At 73.0% G+C, this 9,065-nt stretch carries 7 protein-coding genes and 1 riboswitch; of the genes, 1 reads left to right on the forward strand and 6 read right to left on the reverse strand.

The features are described from left to right. Positions 1-40 precede the first annotated feature (40 nt). From ACZ58X_RS05195 to ACZ58X_RS05220, 6 genes are all read right to left on the reverse strand, one after another. Positions 41-604, reverse strand: coding sequence for an EF-hand domain-containing protein (locus ACZ58X_RS05195; protein WP_470332312.1), 564 nt, complete (start codon positions 602-604; stop codon positions 41-43). A gap of 137 nt (positions 605-741) precedes the next feature. Next, positions 742-1,182, reverse strand: a complete 441-nt coding sequence (locus tag ACZ58X_RS05200) for a cytidine deaminase family protein (protein ID WP_470332313.1) — start codon at positions 1,180-1,182, stop codon at positions 742-744. A gap of 141 nt (positions 1,183-1,323) precedes the next feature. Next, positions 1,324-3,003, reverse strand: coding sequence for a dipeptide ABC transporter ATP-binding protein (locus tag ACZ58X_RS05205; RefSeq protein WP_470332314.1), 1,680 nt, complete (start codon positions 3,001-3,003; stop codon positions 1,324-1,326). Positions 3,004-3,050: 47 nt separating this feature from the next. Beyond that, a complete protein-coding gene (locus ACZ58X_RS05210) occupies positions 3,051-4,043 on the reverse strand; it encodes an ABC transporter permease (protein WP_470332315.1) in 993 nt (330 codons plus the stop codon). A gap of 81 nt (positions 4,044-4,124) precedes the next feature. Next, a complete protein-coding gene (locus ACZ58X_RS05215; protein ID WP_470332316.1) occupies positions 4,125-5,879 on the reverse strand; it encodes an ABC transporter substrate-binding protein in 1,755 nt (584 codons plus the stop codon). A 111-nt stretch (positions 5,880-5,990) separates the two neighbouring features. Continuing rightward, positions 5,991-6,962 carry an ABC transporter permease gene (locus ACZ58X_RS05220; protein ID WP_470332317.1) on the reverse strand — a complete coding sequence of 324 codons (972 nt, stop codon included), beginning with the start codon at positions 6,960-6,962 and terminating at the stop codon, positions 5,991-5,993. Between the two features lie 305 nt (positions 6,963-7,267). Then, a riboswitch (ZMP/ZTP riboswitch) is annotated at positions 7,268-7,362 on the forward strand. A 21-nt stretch (positions 7,363-7,383) separates the two neighbouring features. On the opposite strand from ACZ58X_RS05220, the gene ACZ58X_RS05225 reads away from it, so the two are divergent. Continuing rightward, entirely contained in the window at positions 7,384-8,901 is a 1,518-nt protein-coding gene (locus ACZ58X_RS05225; RefSeq protein ID WP_470332318.1) for a glycine hydroxymethyltransferase, read from the forward strand. Positions 8,902-9,065: the final 164 nt, after the last annotated feature.

Here is a 9,065-nt window from a genome sequence, read left to right on the forward strand (position 1 = left end):
ACCCGCGCCCGCGCTTACGTCCGCATCCGCGCCCGCGCGGTCAGAGCCCGGCGGGCGGCTTCCCCGTCCACCAGTTGCCCGGGGCCTCCGGGTCGCGGCTGGTCCAGTACTCGACGATCGCGCTGGTGAACTCGGCGGCCGACAGCCTTCCGTCCCCGTCGAGGTCGAGGTGGCGGAAGGCCTCGTCCGCGTCGTCGCGGCAGAGCCCGGCGAAGTGGCCGCGCTGGAACACGAAGAACTCACCGGCGTCCACGGTGCCGCTGCGGTCGGCGTCGGCGACGGCGAGGAAGGCCTCGGCCAGGGCGCCGAGGATCTCCCGGGCGGCCTCCGGGTCGTCGGCGAGCGCGCCGGTCGAGGCGACGAACTGCTCGCGGGTGATGGCCTCCGTACCGGCGGGCTTTCCGGCGAGGTGCAGGTCGTGCCAGACCGTCAGGTAGGCGCGGACGATCACGGCCTCCGCCTCCGAGCCCTCCTGGTGGCCGAGCGAGCGGGCCACCGAGTGGCCCATCAGCACGTGGTCCCGCTCGGTGAGCAGACCGTCCCCGTCGGCGTCGAGGTGGTCGAAACCGTGATTGATCTTCGCGATGAGCAGGTCGTCCGACAATGTGCCCCCTTCGGTGGCCGGCGCTGCGGCTCCACGTCCGCGGCGCGTTGAGCGACGTCACGTCGCCAGCACGCTAACGCCTGGAGCCGCGCTCGCGCAGCAGAACGAAAGCCGAACGACGGTGCCCGAGCGGCTGCTCAGCCCTCCTGGTGGTCCGCCCAGACGTACGACTCCGGCAGCAGGTCCGGTACCGGCACGGTGCGCAGCCCGGAGCCCCGTCCGACGACGATCCGCAGCCGCGGGAAGTAGTCCAGCAGCACCTGGCGGCAGCGCCCGCAGGGCGGGATCACCCCCCGTTCGCGGTCGCCGACCGCCACCACAGTGGTGAGGTCGTACGCCCCCTGGCCGGCTGCCGCCCCGATCAGCACCAGCTCCGCGCACGGGCCGCCGGTGAAGTGGTAGACGTTCAGCGCGGTGATGATCCGGCCGTCGGCGTTGCGCCCGGCCGCCGCGACGGTGTGGTGGTCGCCCCGGGCGTACCGCCGGGCCACCTCCAGGGCCGCCTCGACGAGCTCCCGGTCGACGGCCCCCGGTTCAGCGGTCTGCCCGTCCGCGGCCTCGTGATCGATGCCGGACATGATCAGCGGTCCTCCCCCTGGTCGACCCCGTCGATCATCTCCGCTGCGCCCCGGTCGTGCCACCCCTCCGCCCAGCCGCCCAGCCACCCCTCCGCCCGGCCACCCCTCCGCCGAGCCGCCGAGCCAGCCGCCCCGCCCCGCTCAGTGCGCCGCCGCCAGCAGCTCCCGGGTGTACTCGGTGTGCGGCGCCTCGAACAGCCGCTCCCGGTCGGTCGACTCCACCAGCCGCCCCCGGTGCATCACCGCGACCCGGTCGCAGAAGTGCCGCACCACCGCGAGGTCGTGCGAGACGAACAGGAAGGCGACGCCGAGCCGTTCGCGCAGCTCCATCAGCAGATTGAGCACCTGCGCCTGCACCGACACGTCGAGCGCCGAGACCGGCTCGTCCGCGATGATCAGCCGCGGTTCGGGCGCCAGGGCCCGGGCGATGCCGATCCGCTGCCGCTGCCCGCCGGAGAACTCGTGCGGGTAGCGGTCCAGGTGCCCGGCGGGCAGCCCGACCTGTTCCAGCAGTTCGGCCGCGCGCTCGCGCCGCTGCGCCGCGTCCAGCGGGGTGTGCAGCCGCAGCGGGGTGTCGAGGGTCTGGGCGACGGTGCGGCGCGGGTTGAGCGAGGCGTACGGGTCCTGGAAGACCAGCTGGATCTCCCGGCTGAGCCGGCGGCGCAGCTCCCGGTCCGGTCGGGTGACGTCCTGGCCGTCGTAGCGGATCCGTCCGCCGGTGGGGCGTTGCAGCCCGGCCAGCACCCGGGAGGTGGTGGACTTGCCGGAGCCGGACTCGCCGACCAGTCCGAGCGTCTCGCCCGGCGCGATCCGCAGGCTCACCCCCTCGACCGCCCGGACCGGTTCGGCCCGGAGCGAGGGCAGCCGGCGCCGCCCGGGGAAGTGCACGGAGAGCTCCTCCACCTCCACCAGCCACCGCCCGGGGCGGTCGGGGTACCCAGGCCGCCCGGCCGCCGTCGGCCTGGGCGCGAACACCCGGGTGGGTGACGGATCGTCGACCGTCGGGAGCGCGCTGCCCGGTACCGAGTCCAGCCGCAGCGCCGCACCGACCAGGGCGCGGGTGTACGGGCGGCGCGGGGCGGCCAGCAGCTCGCCGGTCGGCGCGGACTCGACCTCGGCGCCGTCGCGCAGCACCAGGGTGCGGTCCGTCGTCCCGGCGACCACGCCGAGGTCGTGGCTGACCAGTAGCACCGCCGTGCCGTGCTCGCGCTGCAACTCGCCCAGCAGGTCGAGGACCTGGCGCTGGACCCGGGCGTCGAGCGCGGTGGTCGGCTCGTCCGCGACCAGCAGCTCCGGGTCGTTCATCAGGGCCATCGCGATCATCACCCGCTGCCGCATCCCGCCGGAGAACTGGTGCGGGTGGTCGCGCAGCCGGGCGGCGGGGATGCCGACCCGGTCGAGCATCGCGGCGGCCCGTCGGCGGGCCTCGGCCCGCCCGGCCTCGCGGTGGTGCAGCCGGTACATCTCGGCGAGTTGGGCGCCGACGCCGTGGAAGGGGCTGAGCGAGGTGAGCGCGTCCTGGAAGACCAGCGCGGCCCGGGCGCCCCGGACGCCGCGCAGCACGGACTCCCCGGCGCCCACCAACTCCGTTCCGTCCAGCCGGATCGAGCCGGTGACGGTGGTGGTCCGCGGGTCGTGCAGGCCGAGCAGGGCCAGTCCGACGGTGGACTTGCCGGAGCCCGACTCGCCGACCAGGCCGAGGACTTCACCCGCCGCGAGGTCGAAGGACAGGCCCCGGACGGCGGTCACCGGGGCACCGCCGCGCGGATCGGCGAATTCGACCGTCAAGTCCCGCACACTGAGCACCGGTTCGGAGTTCACCGCATGACCACCTTGGGATTCGGGAGACTTCATCGTTGCGGCTCCTCTCAGCCCAGCCGGATGCGCGGGTCGAGCCAGGCCACCGCCAGGTCCGCCAGCGCGACGAACAGCACCACGAAGCAGGCGGCCAGCAGCACCGCGCCGACCACGGCCGGCAGGTCCTGCCCGGACACCGCCTGGGCGGCGAACCGCCCGACCCCGTTCAGCCCGAACACCGTCTCGGTGATCACCGCCCCGCCGAGCAGCACCCCGGCCTCCAGCCCGAGCAGCTGCACCAGCGGCCCGGCGGCCCCGCGCGAGGTGTACTTGAGGTGGGCGCGCAGCCGCCCCAGCCCCTTGCCGCGGGCGGTGCGGACGTACTCCTCGTTCATGGTCTCCAGCAGCTGGGAGCGCGAGAGCCGGGCGAACACGGCCGAGTTGACGAAACCGAGGACGAGCCAGGGGAGCAGCATCCCGCCCGCCCAGGCCGCCGGGTCCTCGCCCGGCGGGGTGTAGGAGGGCAGCGGCAGCAGGCCCGTCGAGTACACCAGCGCCCACTGCGCGAGGTAGCCGAGGAAGTAGATCTGCACGCTCGCGCCGACCAGGGTGAAGCCGGACAGCAGCCGGTCGGTGCGGCGGCCGTGCCGCAGCGCGGAGACGAACCCGGTGCCGAGGCCGAGGACCAGCAGGACGGCGAGCGCCCCGGCGGTCAGCGAGAGGGTGACCGGCAGGTGCTCGGCCAGCGCCTCGGTGACGGGCTGGTGCAGCCGGTAGGAGTAGCCGAGGCAGGGGGCCGCGCAGTGGATGACCGAGCCGTCCACGTCGTCGATGTCCCGGCCGGCGACCACGCCGACCAGGTAGTCGGTGTACTGGGCGAGCAGCGGCTGGTCCAGGCCCATGCTCTGGCGCACCGCCGCGATCTGTCCGCTGTCGCAGCGCGGGCCGCAGGCGGCCCGGGCGGGGTCGGCGGGCGCGGCGTAGAAGAGGGCGAAGGCGGCGGCGGAGACCGCGAGCAGGACGCCGAGCGCCTGGAGGGTCCGCCGTAGGGCGAAGGAGAGCATGGCCGGTCCGGGGTCGACGGGACGGGGGCGGGGCGGGCAGGTCCGTTCCCGCGGGGCGGCGCGGGAACGGACCCCGGCCCGTCAGGACTTCAGGTACAGCCAGGTCAGCCCGACCGCCCCGTAGATCGGGTGGATGAACGCCCCGCCGACGTTGCTGCCGCGCAGCTGGTTGACCGTCGGGTAGGTGAGCGGCAGCACCGGCAGGTCCTTCATCACGGTCTGCTCCAGCGCGTACAGCTCCTTGGCCTTGGCGCGCGGCTCGCCGATCTGGTTGATCCGGTCGATCTCCTTGTCGACCGCCGGGTTGCGGTAGCGCGCGGAGTTGATGTCGCTGCCGGCCCGGCCGTCGAAGGAGAACGGGATCAGCGTGGACGGGGTCGGCCAGTCGACGGAGCTGGTCTCCTCGAACAGGTCGTACGGCGAGTCCGCCCGGTGCACCTCGTCCAGGAAGGCCTTGGGGTCGATCGGCTTGGGCACCACGGTGATGCCCGCCTTGCCGAAGCCGTCCACCAGTACCTGGGCGACGCGCTGCCCGTCCGGGGTGTTCTTGTACGCGTACGTCAGGCTCGCCGGCGCCTGCGCGGCCTTGGCGAGCGCGGCCTTGGCGGCCTCCGGGTCGCCCTCGGGCCTGGCCGGGGCGAGGTCGTACTTCTGCCAGTCGATCAGCGCGGGCGAGCTGAGCGTGGTGGCGAGCTCGCCGGTCCGTGAGCCGCCCTGGACCTGCCGGGCCTGCTGGCGCGGGTAGGCGAGGTTGAGCGCCCTGCGCACCTCGATGTCCGGCACCCGCTCGTTGTTGATCACCAGCTGGGTGACGAAGGCGCCCCGGCGGCCGGAGACGACCAGGTCCTTGGCCTTGGGGTCGGCGTCGGCGCTCTGGTACAGCTCGGGGGAGAGCTCGTCGGAGGCGGTGGTGGCGTTGGCGCCGCCGTCCCGCCCGGAGAGGATCTCCTGGTTGCCGTTGAGCGCCTCCTTGCCGTACGTGAACACGAACTTGTCCGGGTACTGGTTGCGGATCGGGTCGGTCTCCGCCTTCCAGGCCGGGTTGCGCTCCAGCACCATGCGGGTGTTCTGGACGTGCTCGACGATCCGGTACGGGCCGGTGGCGAACGGCAGCCGGTCGTAGTCGGTCCCGGTGTCCTTGTCCCGGCGCACCGGCGAGGAGGAGGACTGCGCGGCCATGTACGGCACGTCGGCCTGCGGCTGCGGGAAGTGGAAGACCAGGGTGCGCTCGTCCGGGGTCTGGATCGCGTCCAGGTCGCCGGCCTGCGGTCCGGCGTACTTGGCGCGCGCCGCCTCGTAACTGGCCTCGCCGGTGAGCCACTGCGGCCAGTACGGCGGGCCGACTTCGTAGCCCTTGCCGAAGGTGCGCTCGATGCCGTACTTGACGTCCTGGGCGGTGATCGGCTTGCCGTCCTCCCAGGCCACGCCCTCCTTGAGCCGGTACGTCCAGGTGCGCCCGCCGTCGGTCGGGGTGCCGGTGTCGGTGGCCAGGTCGCCGACCAGCTTGGCCTTGCCGTCGACCACCTGGTACTGCGTCAGCTGGCGGCCCCAGAGCAGCGAGGCGTTGTACGAGGCGCCTGCGTAGACCTTCTGCGGGTCCAGGTGGCGGAACTCGACGCTGTTGTACACGTTGACCGTGCCGCCCGGGCGGGCACCGGGGACGGCCGGGGCGGGGCCCGCGCTGTCCTGCTCGGTGCCGAGCGCGGCGGTCAGCGGCGAGGTCTCCTTGGCCGGGGCCCCGCCGGCGGCGGAGCCGGTGCTGCCCGCGCCGGCCGAGCAGGAGGTCGCCAGCAGGGCGGTGGCGATGACGGCGAGCGACGGTTTGGTCCAGCGCATGGCGAATCCCTCCTTGCCCCGACACGTTCGGATCGGGGCGGGCTCGGATGGTTGATCAGGGGAAGGGGAAAGCGGAAGCGGAAGCGGAAGGGGTGGGGAAGCGGAAGGGGCTCAGCGGGCGCGGCGCGGGTCCAACGCGTCCCGGACGGCGTCGCCGAGCAGGTTGAAGGCGAGCACGAACACCAGCAGGGCCACGCCCGGGAAGACCAGGTAGGTCGGGTCGGCCTGGAAGACCTCCGAACCGCGCGAGATCATCCGCCCCCAGTCGGGGACGGGCTCCGTGACGCCGACGCCGAGGAAGGACAGCGCGGCCTCGGAGGCGACGAAGGTCGGTACGGCCATGGTGGCGTGCACGATCAGCTGGGAGCGGACGTTCGGCAGCAGTTCGTGGACGACGATGTGCAGTCGGCTCGTCCCCTGCGCCCGGGCGGACTGCACGAAATCCCTTTCCCGGAGCGAGCGGACGGTGGCCCGGAGGGAAAGTGCGAGCGGAATCCAGCCGAACGCGGAGAAGACCAGGATCAGCACCAGGAACTGCATCCACTCCGGTTCCGCGGCGCCCGGATCGACCAGCCGGGACTGGATCACCGGGCTGAGTGCGAGCAGCAGGAGCAGGGTCGGAAAGGCCAGCAGCACATTGGCGAGGAACCCGAACAGCCGGTCCGCGATCCCGCCGAGGTAGCCGACCGCGACCCCGGCCAGCACGCCGAGCGTGGTGGTCACGGCGGCCGCGGCGAAGGCGATCAGCAGCGAGGTGCGGATGCCGTACAGCAGCTGGGTCAGCACGTCCCGGCCGAGGCCGGGCTCCAGGCCGAACCAGAAGTCGCCGGAGATCCCGCCGTTCGGCAGCATCGGCAGGCCGCCGTCGCTGAGCAGGCCCGGAGTGTTCTGGCCGTAGTGCTCGACCGGGTTCTTCCCGTACAGGGCGGCGACCAGCGGCGCGGCCAGGGCGAGCAGCAGGAACAGCAGGACGACGACGGAGGCGGCGGCGCCGACCCGGTCGCGCAGCACCCGGCGCAGCAGGCTCGGTGCGGCGGGCCCGGGGGCCGGGCCGGTAACTGCGACTGTGTCGACCGCTGCCATGAGAGGCGTACTCCCCGAATTCTCCGCCGCCCCATGGGTGAGGGTGCGCTGGTGGGCATTTCCGAACCGGCTCCCGGGGGTTTCCCGGCGGCCGTTCGAGCGACATCAGATCGGATGCGTCCGGCCTTCCGCAAATCACCGGAAGGCACTTCGCGGGAATTCCTTCCGGACTGTTTCGGGAATTGTGGCGGCTTCATTTCCCCGCAACACGGCCGTTGCGGGAGAACGGACATACCACGCCGAAGCGGACTGCCCGTTCCGCATTCTGAGACCTCCGCCACAGTCTCCGGGGTATTGGTACGATCCCGGTGGACCGCGACTGGCGCGTAGGGATGGAATCGACCATCGGGAAGCGGTCCCGTGGATCCTCACGTCGTTGCCGAGCGCCTGGGCCGCCCCGCATCCCCACCAGGAGACCGCCATGGCCCAGCACCCCGAGTCCGACCGGACCCCCGCCCAGTCGCAGCCCCAGCCGCCGACGCGGCCGCAGCAGCCGCACACCACCGCGAGCCCCGCCGCCGACACCTCCTTCCGCAGCGCCCTGGACGTGGTGGCCGGCGTGGAGCCCCGGATCGCCGCCGCCATCGGCCGGGAGCTGGAGGACCAGCGCGCCTCGCTCAAGCTGATCGCCAGCGAGAACTACGCCTCCCCGGCCGTCCTGCTCGCCATGGGCAACTGGCTCAGTGACAAGTACGCCGAGGGCACCGTCGGCCGCCGCTTCTACGCCGGCTGCCGCAACGTCGACACCGTCGAGGCGATCGCCGCCGAGCACGCCCGCGAGCTGTTCGGCGCCGAACACGCCTACGTCCAGCCGCACTCGGGCATCGACGCCAACCTCACCGCCTTCTGGGCGGTGCTCTCCCAGCGGGTCGAGAGCCCGGCCCTGGAGCGGGCCAAGGTGCGCAACGTCAACGACCTCACCGAGCAGGACTGGGCCGAGCTGCGCCAGGAGCTCGGCAACCAGCGGATGCTCGGCATGTCGCTGGACACCGGCGGCCACCTCACCCACGGCTTCCGGCCCAACATCTCCGGCAAGATGTTCGAGCAGCGCAGCTACGGCACCGACCCGGTCACCGGCCTGATCGACTACGACGCGCTGCGCGAGACCGCCCGCGAGTTCCGCCCGCTGATCCTGGTGGCCGGCTACTCCGCCTACCCGCGGCTGGTGGACTTCCGCAAGATGCGGGAGATCGCGGACGAGGTCGGCGCGACCCTCATGGTCGACATGGCGCACTTCGCCGGCCTGGTCGCGGGCAAGGTGCTGACCGGCGACCACGACCCGGTGCCGCACGCCCACATCGTCACCACGACCACCCACAAGTCCCTGCGCGGCCCGCGCGGCGGCATGGTGCTCAGCACCGCCGAGCTGGCCGAACACGTCGACCGCGGCTGCCCGCTGGTGCTCGGCGGCCCGCTCTCGCACGTGATGGCCGCCAAGGCCGTCGCCCTCGCCGAGGCCCGCCGCCCCGAGTTCCGGGCCTACGCCCGCGCGGTGGTCGACAACGCCCAGGCGCTCGCCGAGGGCCTGCTGCGCCGTGGCGGCAGGCTGGTCACCGGCGGCACCGACAACCACCTGGTGCTCGCCGACGTCTCCGGCTACGGCCTGACGGGCCGTCAGGCCGAGGCGGCGCTGCTGGATTCGGGCATCGTCACCAACCGCAACTCCGTCCCGCAGGACCCGAACGGCGCCTGGTACACCTCGGGCGTGCGGCTCGGCACCCCGGCGCTCACCACCCGCGGCCTGGGCGCCGCCGAGATGGACGAGATCGCGGCCCTGATCGACACCGTCCTGCGCGGCACCACCCCCACCACCACGGCCAACGGCGCCCCGTCCAAGGCGAACTACGCCCTCGACGAGACCCTCCGCGACGGCGTCGCCAAGCGCGCCGCCGACCTGCTGGCGCCGTTCCCGCTCTACCCGGGCGTCGACCTGGTCTGACCGGACCGGCAGCGCCGGCCGTGACTCCGGGCCGCCGAAGGGAAGTTCGGCGGCCCGGGGGCGATCTCCCTAGTGTCCTGAGTCTGGAATTTCATTCATAAATATAGACTGGGGCTGTGGCGCGGACGGGTCGGCCAAAGGTCGAGTTGGTGTTGTCGGAGGAT

The organism is Kitasatospora sp. NPDC040550, from assembly GCF_055594965.1.

Coding starts and splice junctions, on each gene's coding strand:
- ACZ58X_RS05220 (WP_470332317.1), bottom strand. CDS start 6,962: ATGGCAGCGGTCGACACAGTCGCAGTTACCGGCCCGGCCCCCGGGCCC.
- ACZ58X_RS05200 (WP_470332313.1), bottom strand. CDS start 1,182: ATGTCCGGCATCGATCACGAGGCCGCGGACGGGCAGACCGCTGAACCG.
- ACZ58X_RS05215 (WP_470332316.1), bottom strand. CDS start 5,879: ATGCGCTGGACCAAACCGTCGCTCGCCGTCATCGCCACCGCCCTGCTG.
- ACZ58X_RS05225 (WP_470332318.1), top strand. CDS start 7,384: ATGGCCCAGCACCCCGAGTCCGACCGGACCCCCGCCCAGTCGCAGCCC.
- ACZ58X_RS05210 (WP_470332315.1), bottom strand. CDS start 4,043: ATGCTCTCCTTCGCCCTACGGCGGACCCTCCAGGCGCTCGGCGTCCTG.